The organism is Brevundimonas sp. FG128 (assembly GCF_057809775.1).
Window position 1 is genome coordinate 283,722 of record NZ_JBMDKP010000001.1, and the last position, 18,060, is coordinate 301,781.

At 68.6% G+C, this 18,060-nt stretch carries 13 protein-coding genes; 4 read left to right on the forward strand and 9 right to left on the reverse strand.

The genetic code is table 11. The features are described 5' to 3' along the window. Positions 1 to 93: 93 nt before the first annotated feature. On the forward strand, positions 94 to 1,245 hold the full coding sequence (locus tag ACODSC_RS01460; RefSeq protein WP_488811134.1) for a mechanosensitive ion channel family protein: 1,152 nt from the start codon (positions 94 to 96) through the stop codon (positions 1,243 to 1,245). On the opposite strand, the gene ACODSC_RS01465 is transcribed toward ACODSC_RS01460, so the two are convergent. The 5 genes from ACODSC_RS01465 to ACODSC_RS01485 all read right to left on the reverse strand — a co-directional run bounded on the left by ACODSC_RS01465 (position 1,196) and on the right by ACODSC_RS01485 (position 7,343). Beyond that, positions 1,196 to 1,609 (reverse strand): surface-adhesin E family protein, encoded by a 414-nt coding sequence (locus tag ACODSC_RS01465; RefSeq protein WP_488811136.1) that lies wholly within the window; start codon positions 1,607 to 1,609, stop codon positions 1,196 to 1,198. The genes ACODSC_RS01460 and ACODSC_RS01465 overlap by 50 nt on opposite strands. Then, positions 1,606 to 5,043 carry a chromosome segregation protein SMC gene (gene smc / locus ACODSC_RS01470; RefSeq protein WP_488811138.1) on the reverse strand — a complete coding sequence of 1,146 codons (3,438 nt, stop codon included), beginning with the start codon at positions 5,041 to 5,043 and terminating at the stop codon, positions 1,606 to 1,608. The genes ACODSC_RS01465 and smc overlap by 4 nt, the downstream gene beginning before the upstream one ends. Before the next feature lie 12 nt (positions 5,044 to 5,055). Next, complete coding sequence (locus ACODSC_RS01475) at positions 5,056 to 5,667, reverse strand: thioredoxin domain-containing protein (protein ID WP_488811140.1); 612 nt, start codon at positions 5,665 to 5,667, stop codon at positions 5,056 to 5,058. 1 nt (position 5,668) lies between these two features. Beyond that, positions 5,669 to 6,313, reverse strand: coding sequence for a DsbA family protein (locus ACODSC_RS01480; RefSeq protein WP_488811142.1), 645 nt, complete (start codon positions 6,311 to 6,313; stop codon positions 5,669 to 5,671). Positions 6,314 to 6,791: 478 nt separating this feature from the next. Further along, on the reverse strand, positions 6,792 to 7,343 hold the full coding sequence (locus ACODSC_RS01485; protein ID WP_488811144.1) for a DUF721 domain-containing protein: 552 nt from the start codon (positions 7,341 to 7,343) through the stop codon (positions 6,792 to 6,794). Positions 7,344 to 7,363: 20 nt separating this feature from the next. Here ACODSC_RS01485 and mutY point away from each other — a divergent pair, with 20 nt between their 5' ends. After that, the gene (gene mutY / locus ACODSC_RS01490; protein ID WP_488811146.1) at positions 7,364 to 8,413 is read left to right on the forward strand and encodes an A/G-specific adenine glycosylase; all 1,050 of its coding nucleotides are present in this window, start codon (positions 7,364 to 7,366) and stop codon (positions 8,411 to 8,413) included. Positions 8,414 to 8,416: 3 nt separating this feature from the next. Here the strand turns inward: mutY and ACODSC_RS01495 are convergent, their stop codons facing one another. The 4 genes from ACODSC_RS01495 to ACODSC_RS01510 form a co-directional block, all read right to left on the reverse strand. Continuing rightward, the gene (locus ACODSC_RS01495) at positions 8,417 to 10,564 is read right to left on the reverse strand and encodes an amylo-alpha-1,6-glucosidase (RefSeq protein ID WP_488811148.1); all 2,148 of its coding nucleotides are present in this window, start codon (positions 10,562 to 10,564) and stop codon (positions 8,417 to 8,419) included. Positions 10,565 to 10,715: 151 nt separating this feature from the next. After that, the gene (locus ACODSC_RS01500) at positions 10,716 to 11,831 is read right to left on the reverse strand and encodes a glycosyltransferase family 4 protein (RefSeq protein WP_488811150.1); all 1,116 of its coding nucleotides are present in this window, start codon (positions 11,829 to 11,831) and stop codon (positions 10,716 to 10,718) included. A gap of 211 nt (positions 11,832 to 12,042) precedes the next feature. After that, on the reverse strand, positions 12,043 to 13,134 hold the full coding sequence (locus tag ACODSC_RS01505; protein WP_488811152.1) for a site-specific DNA-methyltransferase: 1,092 nt from the start codon (positions 13,132 to 13,134) through the stop codon (positions 12,043 to 12,045). Between the two features lie 96 nt (positions 13,135 to 13,230). Beyond that, a complete protein-coding gene (locus tag ACODSC_RS01510) occupies positions 13,231 to 15,318 on the reverse strand; it encodes a catalase (protein WP_488811154.1) in 2,088 nt (695 codons plus the stop codon). A gap of 183 nt (positions 15,319 to 15,501) precedes the next feature. Here ACODSC_RS01510 and murC point away from each other — a divergent pair, with 183 nt between their 5' ends. Further along, a complete protein-coding gene (gene murC / locus ACODSC_RS01515) occupies positions 15,502 to 16,914 on the forward strand; it encodes a UDP-N-acetylmuramate--L-alanine ligase (RefSeq protein WP_488811156.1) in 1,413 nt (470 codons plus the stop codon). Between the two features lie 169 nt (positions 16,915 to 17,083). Further along, complete coding sequence (gene murB, locus ACODSC_RS01520; RefSeq protein WP_488811158.1) at positions 17,084 to 18,007, forward strand: UDP-N-acetylmuramate dehydrogenase; 924 nt, start codon at positions 17,084 to 17,086, stop codon at positions 18,005 to 18,007. Positions 18,008 to 18,060: the final 53 nt, after the last annotated feature.

The following is an 18,060-nucleotide window of genomic DNA, read 5'->3' on the forward strand; positions in this document are numbered from 1 at the left end:
CGTCACGGCGCAAGATGCGCCGCGCCACCTCCCCATCGCTTCGCGATAGGGAGGAGACCTCAACCCTCTCGGACCTGATGCGTTAGGAAGCCCATGCCTCCCGAAATCATCGCCGTCACCCGCCAGATCCGCGACCTGTGGCGCCAGTTCGACTGGCTGCCCGAATGGGCGGTCATCGGTCTGGTTCTTCTGGTGTTCGTCGGCGGCGGCTGGCTGACGCACAAGATCGCCTTCGCCATCCTGCGCCGCGTCGTGAAGAACAAGGACGTCTTCTGGCGCGGCATCGTCGAACGCGCCCGCACCAAGCTGCGCGTCCTGATCATCATCATCGGCGTCGGCATCGGCGTGACCGTCTCGCCGATGGACCCCGGCCCGTCCCAGGACATCCGCAACGTCCTGCAGTTCCTGTTCGTCCTGACCCTGGGCTGGCTGGCCTCGGGGGTGCTCGACATGTGGTCGGTGATGCACCTCAAGCGGTACAATGTCGCCGTCGAAGACAATCTGCTGGCCAGGAAACACCTGACCCAGACCCGCATCCTGCAGCGGGTGGCCAAGGTGGTTCTGTTCATCGTCACCGTCGGTCTGGCCCTGATGACCATCGCCGGCTTCCGCCAGTGGGGCGTCAGCCTGCTGGCCTCGGCCGGCGTCGTCGGCATCATCGCCGGCCTGGCGCTCCAGCCGATACTGACCAACATGGTCGCCGGCATCCAGATCGCCCTGACCCAGCCCATCCGCCTTGACGACGCCGTCATCGTCGAGAACGAGTGGGGCAATGTCGAGGAGATCACCGCGACCTATGTGGTGGTCAAGCTGTGGGACTGGCGCCGCATGGTGCTGCCCCTGTCCTATTTCATCACCAAACCCTTCCAGAACTGGACGCGCGAGAACGCCCGCCTGATCGGCTCGGCCTTCTTCTACGTCGACTACGAGGCGCCGATCGACCGGCTGCGCACTGCCTTCGAGGGGATCGTGAAGTCGTCCAAGCTGTGGGACGGCGACGTCCAGGTCATGCAGGTCACGGACATCACCGAGCGCGTCCTCCAGGTCCGCTGCCTGGCCAGCGCCCGCTCGGCGGGCGTCGCCTTCGACCTGCGCTGCGAGATACGCGAGAAGCTGATGGCCTTCATGCGGGACGAATGCCGCGAAGCCCTGCCGCGCGACCGCATCGAGTGGCCGCAAGGCGAGGAGAGGCCGGTCAGTCCGCCAGCGCCGCCTGGCCCCGACGGATTGCTTCGTCCAGCGTGAGCGTCTCGGGACTGATCCTGTCGCCACAGGCCACGGCCAGCAGTTCCGCCGCATCGCCGCCGGGCGCGGCGGCATAGGCCGGGGCCGGATCGGCCGTCGCCGGGCCCTCGGTCCCGTCCGCCTTCAAGGAAGAGAAGTCCAGTCGGTCCGCCGTCTTCGCCCGGCAGTCGAAGGCCCACCGCGACCAGCCCCCGACATAGGTCACGTCCCCCACCTTGAACCCCGCCTCCGTGACCTGAAGCTCGCGCATGTGGGCGATGTCGCCCTTCTGTTCGATGGAGGCCACGTCGGCATAGATGGCGAACCGGCCGACGCCGGTCTCGACCAGTTGGGGATCGATCAGGGCCAGCAGCAGGGCGATCATGCGACCAGGTTCTCCGCCTGATGCAGGTCCACGCTGACCAGCTGGCTCATGCCGCGTTCGGGCATGGTGACGCCGTAGAGGCGGTCCATCCGGCTCATGGTCACTGGGTTGTGGGTGATGACGATGAAGCGGGTGTCGGTGCGGCTGCGCATCTCGTGCAGCATGCGGCAGAAGCGGTCCACATTGGCGTCGTCCAGCGGGGCGTCGACCTCGTCCAGCACGCAGACCGGCGCAGGGTTGGCCAGGAAGACGCCGAAGATCAGGGCCGCCGCCGTCAGGGCCTGCTCGCCGCCGCTCATCAGGCTCATGACCGACAGCCGCTTGCCGGGCGGGCAGGCGTAGATCTCAAGCCCCGCCTCCAGCGGATCGTCGCTCTCGACCAGTTTCAGCTCGGCCTGGCCACCGCCGAACAGGGCCTCGAACAGGCTCTTGAAGTTGGCGTTGATGACGTCGAAGGCGGCGACCAGCCGCTCGCGGCCCTCGGCGTTCAGCTCGTCGATGCCGTCGCGCAGCTTGGCGATCGCCTGGGTCAGGTCGATCCGTTCCGACTTCATGCTGTTCAGCCGGTCGCCGTATTCGACGGCCTCGTCCTCGGCGCGCAGGTTGACGGCACCCAGGGCCTCGCGTTCCCGCTCCAGCCCGTAGAGCAGGCTCTCGGCCCCGGCCGCGTCGGGCGGGCGGGCGATGGCGTCGTCGGTCAGTTTGCGGCCCAGTTCGTCGGGCGACATCTGGGCCGTCTCGCGCAGGGTGGTCTCGGCCTCGGTCAGCTTCTCTGCGGCGGCCTCGGCGCGGGCGGACAGGCCGGCGCGAGCCTCGCGGGCCTGCGACGCGGCGGTCTCGGCGGCGCGGGAGGCGCGGTCGGCGTCGGTCGCTGCGGTTTCGGCCAGAGCCATGGCGTCCGATGACGCCTGTTTGCGCTGTTCGGCGGCGGTCAGCGTGTCCAGCAGCTTGCCGCGCTGTTCGGCGAAGCCCTGGGGCGCGACCTCGGCCTGTTTCAGCTGGGCGGCGGTCTTGTCCGCGTCCTTGGCCAGGGCGGCGATGCGGGCGGCGCTGTCCTTTGACCGCGTCACCCAGCCATCGCGGGCGCGGGTGAGGCTGCCGTGGCGCTGTTCGCGGCCCTGGCGGTCGCGCGCCTCGGCGTCGCAGTCCGAGCGCGCGGTCTGTGCGGCGAGGCGGGCCGTGTCGGCGGCGGCCCGGGCGGCGGTCAGCTCGTCGCGCAGGGCCGACAGAGTCTCGGACGGGGCGTCGGTCGTCTGGGCGGCGTCCAGCGCGGCTTGAGCTTCGGCCACCTCGGCCGCAAGTCGGGTCACGGTGTCGTCCAAGGCCTGGGCGCGGGCCTCCCGCCGGGCCTGGTCCCGGGCCAATGTCTCGACGCGGTCGCGGGCGCCGGTCACGGCCTTCTCGGCGGTGAAGGGCCTGAGGCGGACGGTCTTCACCGCCTCCTCGGCGGCGCGGAAGGCGTCGGTGGCGGCCTTCTGCTGGGCCTGGGCCTGATCTAGGGCGGGTCTGCCCTTGTCGATCTCGGCCTCCAGCTCGGCCAGCCGCGTGCGCTGGGCCAGGCGGACGGCGGCGGGGCGGGGCGCCTCGGCGCGGCTGACGAAGCCGTCCCAGCGATAGAGGTCGCCCTCGGTCGTGACCAGGCGCGCGCCGGGCGGCAGGGCCTTGGCGAGGTCCGCCGCCTGCGCGTGGGACGCGACGCCGCACAGGGCAAGGCGGGCGCTCAGTCGCTCGGGCGCCTGGACATGGTCGGACAGGGGCGTGACCCCGGCGGGCCAGGACGGGGAGGGCGCGTCCGCCCCGCCCCAGTAGGCTGCGGCCTTCGCGTCCAGCGCCGCGTCCAGATCGTCGCCCAGGGCGGCGGCGAGGGCGGCCTCATAGCCCTTGTCGGCGCGGACCTTGTCGAGCGCAGGCGGATGGTCGCGCTTGCCGGTGACCAGCAGCTGGGCCAGGCCCCGCGCCTCGGTCTGCAACCGGCCCAACCGGTCCTCGGCGGCGCGGGCGGCGGTGCGCGCCTCCTGCTCGGTTCGGGCCAGGTCGCCGCGCTTGACCTCGGCCGCCTCGACGGCCTCGCGCGCGGCGGTCAGTTCGGCCTGGGCGGTCTCCAGCGCCTGGCGGGCCGTTTCCAGTTCCGGCGTCTCCAGCGGACCCAGGGCCTCGCGTTCGCGCTTCGCCTGATCGTGCTGGCCGGTAACGCGGGCCAGGCGAGTTTCGGCGTCGCGCTTGCGCGCCGTCTCGGCATTGGCGCGGGCTTCGACGGCGGCCAGGGTTCCGGCCAGCCGTTCGACCTCGCCGTCGGCGGCCTTGCGGGCGTCCTCGGCGGCGGCCAGGGCCTTGTCCAGTTCGGGGCCGCGTTCGGGGGCGGCGGCGATCTCGGCCTTCAGCTTCGTCAGTTCGTGGTCCAGGCGGTCCAGTTCGCGCTGGGCGTCGGCGGACATGTTGGTTTCACGCTCGACGTCGGCGGCGATGCGGGCGGCCTCGGCCTTGAGCCGGTCCACCTCGGCGCGGGCGGCCTGTTCGGCCATGTCGAGCCGGTCGCGCTCCAGGCTGGCCCGGTGCAGCAGGGCGGAGGCGACGGCGTCCTCCTCCCGCGCGGGCTTCAGGGCTTCCTGAGCGGTCAGGGCGGCGGTCTGGGCGGCGGCGGATGCGGTGGTGGTCTCAGCGACCGCACGGTCGGCGGCGCGCAACTCCTCGGCGGCGGCTTCGGCGGCCAGTCTGGCGTCGTTCCAGCGGACGAACAGCAGCGCGGCTTGAAGGGCGCGGATCTCGGCGGAGATCTTCTTGTATTTCTCGGCCTGGCGGGCTTCGCGCTTGAGCCGGTTCAGCGCCGTCTCCAGCTCGCGGCCGATGTCGTCCAGCCGGTCCAGATTGGTCTCGGCCGCCTTGAGCCGCAGCTCGGCTTCGTGGCGGCGGGTGTGCAGGCCGGCGACCCCGCCCGCCTCTTCCAGGATGCGCCGCCGGTTCTGCGGCTTGGCCGCGATCAGTTCGCTGATCTGACCCTGACGCACCAGGGCGGGCGAGTTGGCGCCGGTCGAGGCGTCGGCGAACAGCAGCTGGACGTCGCGGGCGCGGACCTCCTTGCCGTTGATGCGGTAGGTCGAGCCCTGGCCCCGGTCGATGCGGCGCGACACCTCCAGCATGGGGCTGTCGGTGAAGGGCTGGGGCGCGCGGCGTTGGGCGTTGTCGATGGTCAGGCTGACTTCGGCATGGCTGCGCGGGGGGCGGCCCGAGGCGCCGGCGAAGATGACGTCGTCCATGCCCTGGCCGCGCATGGCCTTGGCCGAGTTGGCGCCCATGACCCAGCGCAGGCTTTCAAGCACATTGGACTTGCCGCAGCCGTTGGGGCCGACGACGCCGGTCAGGCCGGATTCGATATGCACCTCCGCCGGGTCGACGAACGACTTGAAGCCGACGAGCCGGAGGCGCTGGAACTGCATCGTCCTGGCGGACTACCGGAGCAGAGGGTCGATGGCGGCCGAGAGGGCGTCCAGCGAGTGGTCGGCGACGGCCGTCCCGTTGACGAAGAAGCTGGGCGTGCCGGTGACGCCGGCCGCCTCGGCGCCCGCGATCTGGGCGTCTAGTTCAGCGCGGATGGTCGGGCCTTGCAGGCAGGTCTCGATCTCTTCACGCGTCTTGCCGCTGGCGGCGATGCCGGCCGCGAACCAGGGCTGAGGGCCTGTGGTGCGCAGGTTGGCCTGGTCGCGCATGAAGACCGCCGCCACGTCGAAGTAGCGTTCGGGCGCGGCGCACAGGGCCACCGCAGCGGCGGCGGCGGCGACATTGGCGGGCTGGGTCGGCAGGTTGCGGTGAACTAAGCGGACCTTGCCGGTGTCGATGTATTTGGCCTTGAAGGCCGGCAGCACGGTGTTGTGGAAGTCTGCGCAGTGCGAGCAGGTGAAGGAGGCGTATTCGATCACCGTCACGGGCGCATCGGCGCGGCCCAGGACATGATCCTGGGCCGTGACAGGCGGGGGAGCGTCGGCGGCGAAGGCCGGCGCCGCCAGAGCCGTGGCGGCCAGGGCGGCGAAGACCGACAGGGCGAGGGCGGCGCGGCGGATCATCCTACTTGGCCAGTTCGGCGTCGATGGCGGTGGACAGGTCGGCCAGGCTGGCGCCCTCGCCGCCGGGCGAGATGACCTGGGTTTCGTTGACGTAGAAGGCCGGGGTGCCGGTCACGCCCTGGCTGCGGGCGGCCTGGACGCGGGTCTCCATGGCGGCGACGGCGTCCTTGTCGGTGACGCAGTCGTTGAACTGCTGTTCGGACAGGCCGGCGGCCTGGGCGGTGCGCAGCAGCCAGTCGCGCGGCGATGAGGTCAGCATCTCCTGCTGGGTGGCCATCAGCTGGTGGACGACGTCGAAATACTTGTCCGGGCCGGCGCAACGAGCGACCAGGAAACCCGCGGTGGCGGCGTCGATCGGCGGGGTCGGCAGTTCGCGGAAGACGTAGCGGACCTTGTTGGTGTCGACGTATTTGGCCTTGAACGCCGGCCAGGTGTTCTTCTGCCACAGGGCGCAGTGGGGGCAGGTGACCGAGGCGTATTCGACCACGGTGACCTTGGCGCCTTCCGGCGCGCCCAGGCCCATGTCGCCCTCGGCAGCGCCCTTGGATCCGCCGCCGCACGCGGCCAGGGCCATTGTCGCCAGGGCGGCGCCGGTGATGGCCGCACGACGGCTCATGCGGGCGAAGCGGGTTTCAGTGTCGGCCATGGGACTTCCTTGATCGGATCGTTGGCGAATGGTGGCGCGATTCCCCCGGAACAGCGCAACCCGAGACTTGTCGAGAACAGGTGCGGCGAAGATTGGGCAGCATCCAACGCCGATACCTCATTCAGGGCCGGAAAGCCAAGCGGGCGACCAGGACACCGCGACCCTGGCGTCGAGCCGTCCATCCGAAGGGGTTGGAGGCCTTATGAACTTGTTCATGGACCGACGACAAAGTGCGCCGATGATCTCACGCGACCGTCTTATCGTCCTCGCCGCCGGCCTTCCGGGCATCCTCGGATTTGGGTTGGCGATCGCCATCTCACGTGACCTGACCGTCTCGATGGTTGTCGGGGGCGTCGCGTCTCTTGTCGGGGCCGGGATATCCTTGACGCCTCCGGTTCGCGAGGCCCGGATGCGTTTGGTGCGCCGGAAATATCCCGACGCGTCATAGTTCAGCTCGTCCTGGCCGGCGGTCGTACTTTCAGTCGCGGTCGTTCGAACGCGACAGGGTGGCGCGGCCCAGGCGGGCCAGGGCGGCCTTGAGATTGTCGGGGACGGCGGCGATGGAGGCGGCGAGGTCGGCCTCGGCCTGGGCGGGCAGGGGGGCGGGTTTGGCGCTGCGCGCGGGGCGAGCGGCGGGCGCCTTCAAGGGGGCGACCGGCCCCTGGGCGATGCGCAGGCGATCGACCGATCCGGCGCCGAGGAACAGGTTCACGCGGGCCAAGATGTCTTCCGACTGGTGCTGGATCAGCAGGGCGGCGGCGCCGGCGACGCGCAGCTCCAGCACGCCGGGCTGGCCGCCCTTGCCCTTGGTCAGCTTTTGCGGGCGGGTGACGCGGGCTAGGCGGTCGCCGACGATCTCGCGCCAGCGGGGCTCCAGCGCCCCTGCGCCGCGTCCAAACTGATCGTCCAGCTTCTTGATCAGCGGCGTCAGCGCCTTGCCCGCGCGCGGCGCCGGCCGGGGGACCGGACGGGTGCGGCGGCGAGACAGGATCTCGCGGACCTCGGCGTCTGTGGGCAGCGTGCGGCGCATGGGTCTATATAGCCCGGTCCATGGCTTGCGTCTCTCCCGACATCGTCCTGATCCGATCCCGGCTGCTGGCCTGGTATGACGCCCATGCGAGGAGCCTGCCGTGGCGGGCGGCCGTGGGCGCGGCGCGGACAGAGCCGTATCGCGTCTGGCTGTCCGAGGTCATGCTGCAGCAGACGACCGTGCCGCATGCGACGCCCTATTTCCACGCCTTCACCACGCGCTGGCCGACGGTCTCGGATCTGGCGGCGGCAGAGGATGCGGAGGTTATGGGGGCCTGGGCGGGGCTGGGCTACTACGCTCGCGCACGCAACCTGCTGGCTTGCGCGCGGGCGGTGGCGGGCGAGCATGGCGGGGTGTTCCCGGATACGGAGACCGGATTGCTGGCCCTGCCGGGGGTGGGCGCCTATACGGCTGCGGCGGTGGCTTCCATCGCCTTCGACCAGGCGGCCAATGTGGTGGACGGCAATGTCGAGCGGGTCATGGCGCGGCTGTTTGCGGTCGAGACGCCGGTCCCGGCCGCGCGGCCCGAGCTGAGGCGGCTGGCGGGGCTGTTCATCACGGACGAACGGCCGGGCGACTGGGCGCAGGCGTTGATGGACCTGGGGGCGACGGTGTGCCGGCCCAAGTCGCCGTCGTGCGGGGCTTGTCCCGTGGCTAGCGAATGCCTGGGTTTGGCGAGCGGCGAACCCGCGCGGTTTCCGCTCAAGACCAAGAAGGCGGATCGGCCGCACCGGCGGGGCGTCGCCTATGTGCTGGTCGATGCCGAGGGGCGGGTCGCGGTGGAGACACGGTCGGACAAGGGCCTGCTGGGCGGGATGCTGGGCCTGCCGACCAGCGAGTGGACGACGGACGCGCCGACGGGGGAGCCGCCGATCAAGGCCGACTGGCGCGAGGCGGGGGCGGTGGAGCACGTCTTCACCCACTTCAGCCTGACCCTCACGGTGATGACGGCGCGGGGCGAGGCGGACGGCTCCTGGCGCTGGATGCCGGTCGAGGCGGCGCGGGCGGCCTTGCCCACGGTGTTCGCCAAGGCGCTGGATCGGGCGAGTGCGCCCGACTTTTTCACATAGGGCTCACCGCAGGGTGCGGATCGAGACCTTGCCCTGCTTGTGATTGGGGATGACGACGGCGCGGCCGCCCGCGTGCTGGATGTTCAGATCGACGACGGCGTCGCCCAACTCCAGGCCTGCGATCCTCAGGCGGTCCAGGCCGGCGGGCAGGACCGGATCGGCCAGGTCGATCGTCTGGGTCCAGGCGTCGATGGACAGGCCCAGGGTCGCCTGCAGCATCAGGAAGACCGAACCCGCCGCCCAGGCCTGGGGCAGGCAGGCGACCGGATAGGCGATGGGCGGCTCGCCCGGTTCGCGGGGGAAGCCGCAGAACAGTTCGGGCAGTCGCAGGTGGAAATGGGCGGCGGCGGCGTAGATCTCGGCCAGGATGGCGGCGACGGCGTCGCGCTCGCCATAGTTGGCCATGCCGGCGGCGGCCATGGCGGTGTCGTGGGGCCACACCGAGCCGTTGTGATAGCTCATCGGATTGAAGCGGGCCTGGCCCAGCTCCAGCGTGCGGATGCCCCAGCCGGTGCGGAACTCGGCCGACAGCAGGCGTTTGGTGACGCGACGCGCGCGCTCCAGCGACGGCAGGCCGGTGAACAGCAGATGTCCGGCGTTGGAGGCGATGGCGCGGCACTGCTCGCCGTCGCCGTCCAGGGCGACCGCATAGAAGCCCTCGTCCTCCATCCAGAACTTGTCCTCGACCAAGGCGCGGACCTGTTCGGCGCGCATCCGCCATTCGGTCGTGCGGTCGTCGTGCAGCCGCTCGCCCAGGTCGGCCAGGGCCTTCCAGGCGGCGAAGGCGTAGCCCTGGACTTCCAGAAGCGCGATGGGCCCCTTGGGGAAGCGGCCGTCGGCGTGGAAGATGCTGTCTTCCGAGTCCTTCCAGCCCTGGTTGGACAGGCCGGTGTCGGCGCCGCGCTGATAGTCGATCAGGCCGTCGTTGTTGCTGTCGCCATAGTCACGCATCCAGTCGGCGGCGGCGATCAGATTGGGCCAGAGCGTGCGGATCAGGTCCAGATCGCCGGTGCGGCTGGCGTAGGCGCCGGCCAGGGCGACGAACAGGCAGGTCGTGTCGACCCCGCCGTAATAGAGGCCGAACGGCACCTCGTGCAGGACGCTCATCTCGCCGCCGCGCGTCTCGTGCATGATCTTGCCGGGCTGACTGTCCTGGAACAGCGAGGTCTCGGTGGCTTGGCGGCTGGCAAGGTAGGTCAGGACGCCCTTGGCCAGGGACGGGTCCAGCCACAGCATCTGCCAGGCGGCGATGATGCCGTCCCGCCCGAACGGGGTCGAGAACCAGGGCGTGCCGGCATAGGGATAGGGGCCGGTCGGCAGGTCGGTGGTCAACAGGGCCATGTCGGCGCGCGACTGATCCAGCCAGTCGTTGAAGCGTGGACTGCGCGGACCACGCACCGAGGCGCCGCGACGGCGTTTGGCGCGCATGGCCAGCCGGGCCTGGATGGCGTTCAGCCGCCAGCGGGTCGCGTCCGGCGCCTCGCAGGAATCGACGCCGCATTCGATGAAGAGGTCCATGGCCCGACCCTTGGGCAGGCTGAACATGAACTCGGCGCGCTGGTGGGTCAGGCGGGCCGGCGGTTCGGAGAAGGCCAGACAGCTTGAGCGTTCGACGTCGTCCAGGCCGGTGTAGCGGAAGGTGACGCGGCGGCCGTCGCTGGTGGGGGTGTGGATGGTCCCGCGCTTGGCTCTCGGCGTGCCGCGCACCTGGAAGATGTCGGCGAAGTCGGCCCCGAAGTCGAAGGCCAGCGGCAGAAGAATGTCCTCGACGCCGTGGTTGACCATCTGGATGCGCTCGAACATCCGCCGGCCCCACAGGAAGCGACGACGCTCGATATGCAGCACCCCGGCCGGGGCGGAGCGCCCACCCATCGGGGGCAGGGGACGGTTGGTTGTGTGGCAGGAGAAGAAGACATTGTCCTGGCTGACGCCCGATGAAAGGCGCGACGGCTTCAGCAGGCCCACCGTCATGGTCCAGCGCGACAGGACGCGCGTGTCATTGACGAACAGGCCGTCCGCGCCGCCCTTCATGTCGCCCCAGCCGTCTGCGACCAGGAAGGTGTCGCCGTCCTTTAGCGCCATCAGCTGTTCAAGGCCGGAGGCCTCGACGGTTTCACCAGCCGTCAGCTGGGTGGAATAGGCGTCGTCCATGCGGTCTCTTCCCCGTCGCGTTTGAGGCCTTGGCCGAACGTATCACACCCGAATGCGGCGCTGAGGGGCCGCTTGGCAGATGAAATGAAACAGGCGGCGGAGAGTTCATCTCCGCCGCCTGTTTTTCTTGGACATTCGCGCCCGGTCGAGCTCAGGCTATGGCGGCGAAGCTGCGATCCTCGCTGAGGGGCCGCAAGGGCGTGACCACGTCGTTCAGCGCAGCTTCGGCGAAGGGGCGCCGCGCCAGAAGGTCGCCGTAGACGTCGAGGTAGCGGCGCGCCATGGCCGTGGCGGAGAACCGCAGGTCGAAGCGGGCGCGCACGGCCTCGCGGTCCAGCAGGTGGGCGCGGCCGGCAGCGGCGACAGCTTGTTCCATCGTGTCGACCAGGAAGCCGGTGGCGCCGTCCTCGATGATTTCGGGTGTGGAGCCGCAGCGGAAGGCGACGACGGGAGTGCCGCAGGCCATGGCCTCGATCATCACCAGGCCGAAGGGTTCGGGCCAGTCGATTGGGAAGAGCAGGGCGTCGGCGCCTCCCAAGAAGGCGGACTTCTGGTGGTCGCCGATTTCGCCGATGAATTCGATCAGGGGATTGCCCTCGACCATTGGGCGGATGGTTTCCTCCCAATAACGTTTGTCGGCGGCGTCCACCTTGGCGGCCATCTTCAGGCGCTTGCCGAGCTTGGTGGCGATCTCGATGGCGCGGTCGGGGCGTTTCTCGGGCGAGATGCGGCCCAGGAAGGCGAGGTAGCCCTCCGACCTGGGCGAGAACAGATACTGTTCGCCCGGCATGCCGTGATGAACGGTCGCCTTCCAGTTGGCGAAATGCAGGGGCTTGCGCTGGTCGTCGGAGATGGAGACCAGACCGAACTCGCTCCAGCGGGCGTAGACGCTGGGCAGGTCCTTCATGTCCAGGCGGCCGTGCAGGGTGGTAATGGTCTTGTCCGCATACTGCCGGAAAAGCGGGAAATGGATCATGTCGGTGTGGAAATGGATCACATCGAAGTCGTCGGCGCGGTCCATAACCTCGCCCAGCATGGACAGGTGGGCGGCGAGGTCGGATTTCAGCGGGGCGGGATCGAGGCGGATGGCCTGATCGCGGACAGGCACCAGGCGCGCCCGGGTGTGGGCGTCGGCGCTGGCGAACAGGGTGACGTCATGGCCGAGATCGACAAGCGCGTCAGTCAGGTGGGCGACGACGCGTTCGGTGCCGCCGTACAGCTTTGGAGGGACGGCCTCGTAAAGCGGTGTGACCTGCGCGATCTTCATGATGTCTGTGCTCCGACCCGCCCAGCAGGGGCCGCAGAACACAATGATCCCGCAACTGCGAAGTTCCGTCGCGGCATGACGAATTTTCACTTAGGTTTCGGGCGGTTACGGCGAAGCTGGCCCCGAGTTCTCGATGCGATTCCGTACAGTTGGGCGCCAGTTGGGGCCTAAGTGGTTGAAGTGACTGGGTGCGACAGCCTGTCGCACCCAGTCACATCGCTGCGCGTACCTCGGACCGCAGGGCGTCGATGGACTTGAAGCCCTGGTCGGTCTTGAAGCGCCAGTAGGTCCAGCCGTTGCAGGCGGGCGCGTTCTCGAACAGGGCGCCCAGCTTGTGGATCGAGCCGCTCAGCGAGCCGGACACCAGGGACCCATCGGCGCGGACCCGCGCCTCGCGCTCGCCCTTGGGGCAGTACAGGCGGTCGCCGGGTTGCAGCAGGCCGGCTTCGACCAGGGCGCCGAAGGGCACCTTGGGTTCGGCGCGTTTGGAGCCGGTGACGATCAGGTCTTCGGCGGTGGCGGGAATGACCGAGGCGATGCGGGCCTGGGCGACATCGGCATAGGTCTCGTCACGCTCGATACCGATGTAGTGGCGGCCCAGACGTTTGGCTGCGGCGCCCGTGGTGCCCGTGCCGAAGAAAGGGTCCAGGATCACGTCGCCGGGACGGGTGGCCGACAGCAGGACGCGGTGCAGCAGGGCTTCTGGCTTTTGGGTCGGATGGGCCTTCTTGCCGTCGGCGTCCTTGATCCGCTCTTCGCCGGTGCACAGGGCGAACGTCCAGTCGGAGCGCATCTGGGTGTCTTCGTTGAAGGCCTTCAAGGCGTCGTAGTTGAAGGTGTAGCGCTTCTGCTCGCGCGAGCGGGCGGCCCAGATCAGGGTCTCGTGGGCGTTTGTGAAACGGGTGCCCTTGAAGTTCGGCATCGGGTTGGACTTGCGCCAGATGATGTCGTTCAGCACCCAGAAGCCCAGGTCCTGGATCGCCGCGCCCAGGCGGAAGACGTTGTGATAAGAGCCGATCACCCAGATCGAACCCTCAGGCTTCAGCACACGACGGCATTCCGTCAGCCAGGCGCGGGTGAAGGCGTCGTAGTCGGCGAAACTGGCGAACTTGTCCCAGTCGTCATCCACGGCGTCGACCTTGGAGTTGTCGGGACGCAGCAGGTCGCCGCCCAACTGCAAATTATAGGGGGGGTCGGCGAAGACCATGTCCACCGAGGCGTCGGGCAGGCTTTTCAGCACCTGGATGCAGTCGCCACGATGGATGACGTCCCTGGCGAGGACTGGGGTCTTCAGATCGGACATGGAAAGCGGCCCCGCAACAATGAGACCGCTATGGTGAATCCTTGTGGTTAAGGTGGGGTAACCGGCGCGAAGCGATCGCGCCGGTTCCGTTTTTCCCTAGGCCAGCATGCGCACCTTGGGCTCGCGATCCCACTGACGAGTGCGTGCGGGGGCGAGGAAGGCGTCGGCCGCCTTGGACAGATCGACCACGCCCGCGTCCGGCTCGACGCCGGCCTTGTCCAGCAGGGGCTGGGCCTCCGGCGTGTGGCCGATGGCCTTCAGGTGCCCAAAGGCGTCCTTGGCGAAATCGACCGCCGCGCCTTCCTTCATCAAGTGGGCGCAACCGTCGTCGGACAGGACGATGGCGACCGCGTCGAAAAGGACCGACGGGCTGCCGGCCAGCTGGCCGTCGGCGGCCAGGGTCTTGCCGCCCTTCATCTTGGCGCCGCCGATCTTGGGCGCGACAATAAAGACCGACCCGCCGTCGCCCTCGACCGTCGCACGCACGGCGTCGACAACCGCGCCGTCCGAGCCATCGGCCACCAAAATGGCGACCTTTCGTCCCTTCAGCGTGTCGGGATATTTTCCGACGATGCGCAGGGCGGGCGATTCGTCCATGTCGAACGGTTCGGCGGCGGCGTCCGACGCCTTGGGCAGCGGCAGGTTCAGGCCGTCGGCGACCCGCTGGGCCAGGGTCTCATCGACATTGAGCAGGTTCCCCAGGATGCGCTCGCGGACATGCGGCAGCGACACCTTGGACAGTTCGAACACGATGGCGCTGGCCAGGTGGGCCTGTTCGATCTCGGTCTGCGAGCGGAAGAACAGACGCGCCTGGCTGTAGTGGTCGGCGAAGCTTTCCACGCGAAGCCGCACCTTTTCGCCCTCCACCGGGACGGCGGCGCTGCGGAAGCCGCCCTTGGGATCCTCGCGGGGGCCGCCCTCTTCGCCCGCATCGGCCAGGCTGTTGGGTTCGTAGTTGGCCCGGCCCATGAAGACCTGGGTCTGCATGTGGCCGTCGCGCTGGAAGTTCTGGAAGGGGCAGCCCTTGGCCCGGTTGATGGGGATCTGATGGAAGTTGACCGTGCCCAGGCGCGACAGCTGGGTGTCCTGATAGGAGAACAGCCGGCCCTGCAGCAGCGGGTCCTCCGAGAAGTCGATGCCAGGCACGATATTGGTCGGCAGGAAGGCCACCTGTTCGGTCTCGGCGAAGAAGTTGTCGGGGTTGCGGTTCAGGACCATGCGGCCGACCACGCGGATCGGATGCAGTTCTTCCGGGATCAGTTTGGTGGCGTCCAGAATGTCGAAGGGCAGGGCGTCGGCCTCTTCCTGGCTCAGCAGCTGCACGCCGAACTCCCACTCGGGGAAGTCGCCCTGGTCGATCGCCTCGAACAGATCGCGGCGGTGATAGTCCGGATCGGCGCCGGCGATCTTGACCGCCTCGTCCCAGCAGGTGGATTGCGTGCCCAGCTTGGGCCGCCAGTGGAACTTGACGAAGGTCGGCTTGCCGTCGGCGTCGACCAGACGGAAGGTGTTGACGCCGAAGCCCTCGATCATCCGCAGGGAGCGGGGAATGGCCCGGTCCGACATGGCCCACATGATCATGTGGGTGCTCTCAGGCATCAGGCCGATGAAGTCCCAGAAGGTGTCGTGCGCGCTGGCGGCCTGGGGGTAGCCGCGATCGGCCTCCATCTTTACCGAATGGATCAGGTCGGGAAACTTGATCGCGTCCTGGATGAAGAAAACCGGGATATTGTTGCCGACCAGGTCCCAGTTGCCTTCGGTCGTATAGAATTTGACCGCGAAGCCGCGCACGTCACGCGGCGTATCGACGGAGCCGGCGCCCCCGGCCACGGTGGAGAAGCGGGTGAAGACCTCGGTCTTCTTGCCGACCTCGGTCAGGATCTTGGCGGTGGTGTAGTCGGCCAGGCTGTCGGTCAGTTCGAAATAGCCGTGGGCGGCCGAACCCCGCGCATGGACGATCCGCTCGGGGATGCGTTCGTGGTCGAAATGCTGGATCTTCTCGCGAAGGATGAAGTCTTCGAGCACGGTGGAGCCGCGGGGGCCGGCCTTCAGCGAGTTCTGGTCGTCGCTGATCGGGGCGCCGTGATTGGTCGTCATGCGGGTCTGCGGCGTCGAGGCGGTCTGGTGCAGTTCGCCGGCATTGCCGAGCGTGGTCGCCACGGCGGGAGTGGGGGGCTTTGCCATCTGAAAATCCTCGGGGTCATGGCGCGGACGAGGCGTCCGGACGCGCATTGATCAAGGAACGCGGGCGCGGCGGCGAAGTTCTGTGCGGCAGCGCGCAATCGGCGTCTGCGCGCCTCACATAAAAGTGCGTTCGGACGACGCCGCGCCCTTCGCAGGGGACGAAGCCGCGTCTATGACGCTTCGATGATCGCTCGCCTTCGCCCCGTTCCGTTCGACCTCGGTCCCGTCCATTTCGTCGGCATCGGCGGCATCGGCATGAGCGGCATCGCCGAGATCATGCTGAAGATCGGCTATTCGGTTCAGGGCTCGGACGCCAAGGCCAGCGCGAATACCGAACGGCTGGAGAGCCTGGGGGCCAAGATCTTCATCGGCCATGACGCCGCCCATGTGGGCGAAGGCGTCTCGGCCGTGGTCTATTCGACGGCGGTCAAGGCCGAGAACCCGGAGATGAAGACGGCGCGCGCGCGGCGGATTCCCCTGGTGCGGCGCGCCGAGATGCTGGCCGAACTGATGCGGCTGCAATTCTCCATCGCGGTCGGCGGCACCCACGGCAAGACGACGACGACCTCCATGGTGGCGGCCCTGCTGGATGCGGCGGGCCTGGACCCCACGGTGGTCAACGGCGGCATCATCAACGCCTATGGCACCAACGCCAAGGTCGGCGACGGCGACTGGATCGTGGTCGAGGCGGACGAGAGCGACGGCAGCTTCCTGCGCCTGAAATCGACGGTCGCCATCGTGACCAATATCGACCCGGAACACCTGGATCACTACGGCGACTTCGACGCCGTGCGGAAGGCCTTCGTCGATTTCGTGGAGAATATCCCCTTCTATGGGTTCGCCGCCGTCTGCCTGGACCATCCCGAGGTGCAGAAGCTGGTGGCCTCGATCGATAACCGGCGGCTGGTGACCTATGGCGTCAATCCCCAGGCCATGGTGCGGGCCGAGGGTTGCGAGATGGGGCCGGACGGCGCCCGGTTCGACGTCGTGATCCAGAACGGCGAGACCCACCGGATCGAGAACCTGCACCTGCCGATGGCCGGTTGGCACAATGTCTCCAACGCCCTGGCCGCCATCGCCGTGGCGCGCGAGCTGGACGTGTCGGATGACGCGATCCGCGAGGGTCTGGCCGGGTTCGGCGGGGTCAAACGGCGTTTCACCACCACGGGCGTCGTCAACGGCGTGCGGATCGTTGACGACTATGGCCACCACCCGGTCGAGATCGTCGCCGTCCTGAAGGCCGCCCGCCAGGTGGCCGAGGGACGGGTGATCGCCGTGGTCCAGCCGCATCGCTACACCCGGTTGCGCGATCTGATGGAAGACTTCTCGACAGCCTTTTCCGACGCCGACAGCGTGATCGTCGCCGACGTCTATCCGGCGGGCGAGCAGCCGATCGAGGGGGTGGACAAGCACGCCCTGGCCGACGGCATCCGCCGCTATGGCCACCGACAGGTGCAGGCGCTGGAGAACGCCGCCGTCCTGCCGCGCCTGATCAAGGAAGAGGCGCAGTCCGGCGACGTGGTCGTGCTGCTGGGCGCCGGCGACATCACCAGCTGGGCCTACGGCCTGCCGGCGCAGTTGGAAGCGCTGGAATGATGGTCACCCTCTCCCGTGGGGAGAGGGCTTGAGCGCACGAGAGCGAAGCGATCATTCCGGCGCGAAAGGGTGAGGGGCAGGTGGTGCGAACTGGCCCGCCGCCCGACCCTCGTCCGGCCCTGCGGGCCACCTTCTCCCACTGGGAGAAGGAATGTGAGAAGAGGAACCAATGACCTGGCGTGACAACCTTCCTTCCGTGCGCGGCAAGCTCCTGCGCGACGAACCGCTTGCGCCCTTCACCTGGTTCCGCGTGGGCGGGACGGCGGAGGCCCTGTTCATCCCGGCGGACGCCGAGGATCTGGCCGACTTTCTGAAGGCGCTGGACCCGGCCGTGCCGGTGACGGTGCTGGGCGTCGGCTCGAACGTCATCGTCCGTGACGGCGGGGTCGAGGGGGTGGTGATCCGCCTGGCCGGGCGGCCTTGGGCGCAGATCACGACGGACGGCGATACGATCACGGCCGGTGCGGGCGCGCTGGATTCCATGGTCGCCAAGGCCTCGGCCAAGGCGGGGATCGCCGGGCTGGAATTCTATGCCGGCATTCCCGGAACCATCGGCGGCGCCCTGACCATGAACGCCGGCTGCTATGGTTCGGAAACCAAGGACGTGCTGGTTTCGGCCTGGGGACTGAACCGCAAGGGTGAGCGGGTCGATTACGCCCTGGCCGACTTCGGCTACACCTATCGCCATAGCCAGGTGCCGGCCGACATTATCTGGGTCGAGGCGATCTATCGCGGCGCGCCCGACGCGCCCGAGGCCGTCGCCGCTCGCATCAACGAAATCACCAGCCGCCGCGAGACCACCCAGCCGATCCGGGAGAAGACGGGCGGCTCGACCTTCAAGAACCCGCCCGGCCATTCGTCGTGGAAGCTGGTGGACGAGGCAGGGTGGCGCGGGAGGCTGCACGCCGAGCCAGCACCGTATGGGGGGGGCGGGGCGATGTTCAGCGATCTGCACTCCAACTTCATGATCAACCCCGGCGAGGCGACCGCCGCCGACATCGAGGGCCTGGGCGAGGCGGTGCGCGCCGATGTCCTGGCCAAGATCGGCGTGCAGCTGGAGTGGGAGATCAAGCGGATCGGTCGGCCGACCTAACCACAAAATTTCAATCGCGGAGGCGAGAAGGTTGATGGCTTGTTAAACATGTA

What these genes read in the sequence shown, in the direction of transcription:
- ACODSC_RS01460 (WP_488811134.1), top strand. Translation starts at nt 94, where the DNA reads ATGCCTCCCGAAATCATCGCCGTCACCCGCCAGATCCGCGACCTGTGG.
- ACODSC_RS01465 (WP_488811136.1), bottom strand. Translation starts at nt 1,609, where the DNA reads ATGATCGCCCTGCTGCTGGCCCTGATCGATCCCCAACTGGTCGAGACC.
- smc (WP_488811138.1), bottom strand. Translation starts at nt 5,043, where the DNA reads ATGCAGTTCCAGCGCCTCCGGCTCGTCGGCTTCAAGTCGTTCGTCGAC.
- ACODSC_RS01475 (WP_488811140.1), bottom strand. Translation starts at nt 5,667, where the DNA reads ATGATCCGCCGCGCCGCCCTCGCCCTGTCGGTCTTCGCCGCCCTGGCC.
- ACODSC_RS01480 (WP_488811142.1), bottom strand. Translation starts at nt 6,313, where the DNA reads ATGGCCGACACTGAAACCCGCTTCGCCCGCATGAGCCGTCGTGCGGCC.
- ACODSC_RS01485 (WP_488811144.1), bottom strand. Translation starts at nt 7,343, where the DNA reads ATGCGCCGCACGCTGCCCACAGACGCCGAGGTCCGCGAGATCCTGTCT.
- mutY (WP_488811146.1), top strand. Translation starts at nt 7,364, where the DNA reads ATGGCTTGCGTCTCTCCCGACATCGTCCTGATCCGATCCCGGCTGCTG.
- ACODSC_RS01495 (WP_488811148.1), bottom strand. Translation starts at nt 10,564, where the DNA reads ATGGACGACGCCTATTCCACCCAGCTGACGGCTGGTGAAACCGTCGAG.
- ACODSC_RS01500 (WP_488811150.1), bottom strand. Translation starts at nt 11,831, where the DNA reads ATGAAGATCGCGCAGGTCACACCGCTTTACGAGGCCGTCCCTCCAAAG.
- ACODSC_RS01505 (WP_488811152.1), bottom strand. Translation starts at nt 13,134, where the DNA reads ATGTCCGATCTGAAGACCCCAGTCCTCGCCAGGGACGTCATCCATCGT.
- ACODSC_RS01510 (WP_488811154.1), bottom strand. Translation starts at nt 15,318, where the DNA reads ATGGCAAAGCCCCCCACTCCCGCCGTGGCGACCACGCTCGGCAATGCC.
- murC (WP_488811156.1), top strand. Translation starts at nt 15,502, where the DNA reads ATGATCGCTCGCCTTCGCCCCGTTCCGTTCGACCTCGGTCCCGTCCAT.
- murB (WP_488811158.1), top strand. Translation starts at nt 17,084, where the DNA reads ATGACCTGGCGTGACAACCTTCCTTCCGTGCGCGGCAAGCTCCTGCGC.